The following is a 1,282-nucleotide window of genomic DNA, read 5'->3' on the forward strand; positions in this document are numbered from 1 at the left end:
CGCCGCTTGCCGGAGTTGCGTTCCCTGGGCTGTCCAATTTTGGTTGGTCCCTCGCGCAAGAGCTTTATTGGCAAGATTCTAGATCAGCCCGATCCGCAAAAACGGATTTGGGGAACTGCGGCGGCTTGTAGCGCTGCGATCGCAGGCTCCGCTGATATCCTGAGAATTCACGATGGCCCTCAGATGCGCGAGGTTTGCCGGGTAGCAGATGCGATCTGGCGATCGGGTTAATTCATCCCTGGAACTAGAGGAGACTCCAAGGGCAGAGAGTTCCTTAAGCTTGTGCTGGCTTGGAGCATGTATTGCTGCTCTTTCTGGTATCTTGCCAAAACCTCAAGGGTATATTCGGCAATACTGGGGTAGCGATGCCCGCCATAGTATTGCGCTCGGGTGGAGGAGTACCGATAGGGTTTGCCGCTGTACCAGTGGGAGGCAACCCGGCGAACGGCAATTACCTCATCGCCTTTAGCATCCGCAATCGCTGCTTGCCAGTACTGCTTTAGTTTGAAGTCAATAATTTTCAGCTGTAGGGCTGGATCATTGAGAAACTGAGTCGTTGAAATACTATAGCCGAGGGCCTCTTTAGACCAAGGGCCGACATTCTCGGGCATCACCTGCCCGTACCCAAGCGCCCCTGAATAGGGGTTCACGGCTTGAAATTTGCCGCCGCTTTCTTGGCCAATGATTGCCCGGCGAAGATCAATCACCGGTTGGGGTACCTCTATCGAGACTTCCTGCAACATGGCCTGGTCAACTTTGGCTTGTAAGGATTCTTCTGCTTGAGCTTTAGGTGAGTTTAGGAGCGTTACACCAGAGGTTAGCAGTCCCATCAAAAGCAGTGATGTTAGATCTGCTGAGAATTTGTAATGTCTCAATCGCCTTCCTCAATATTTCAAAAACAAGGTTCCAGTCAGGTTTTAGGGCATTTTTGGGCAATATTCTCCAAAAAAACCTGAGTGCTTCCATGTAGAAGGCTACACAGATATTTTCTTGTTCAAATCTTGTTCAAATCAAGATCACACTAGCAGAAGATTAAACTAGGCTTTATTTTAAAAGTCAACCCTTGACTTTGATGTGAATAATCTTTTTGATTTGTGATTAGCAACACTATTTGAGGTAGGATCCTTAACTTGCGGCCAATTTTAGAAGCAATCAGCAGCAGACAAACTTCCTTAAATTGGTTAAAACAGAGAAGATCGCTTCACCGTGAATCTTAAGCAGATCACAACTCAGTGACTTTTGGCGTTTTGCTATAGTTGCTCAAGTGCAGTTGATCAAGAAT

The 1,282-nt window shown here is 47.5% G+C and carries 2 protein-coding genes; one reads left to right on the forward strand and one right to left on the reverse strand.

Features of this window, described 5'->3' with window-relative positions; translation table 11 throughout:
* Positions 1 to 231: dihydropteroate synthase (locus AC2VE5_RS27945; protein WP_486890764.1), on the forward strand; the 231-nt coding region annotated here is incomplete at its 5' end.
* On the opposite strand, the gene AC2VE5_RS27950 is transcribed toward AC2VE5_RS27945, so the two are convergent.
* Positions 228 to 875 carry a lytic transglycosylase domain-containing protein gene (locus AC2VE5_RS27950; RefSeq protein ID WP_486890765.1) on the reverse strand — a complete coding sequence of 216 codons (648 nt, stop codon included), beginning with the start codon at positions 873 to 875 and terminating at the stop codon, positions 228 to 230. The two genes, AC2VE5_RS27945 and AC2VE5_RS27950, sit on opposite strands and share 4 nt — an antisense overlap.
* Between the last annotated feature and the right edge of the window lie 407 nt (positions 876 to 1,282).

It is taken from the genome of Aliterella sp. E5.1 (assembly GCF_057473825.1).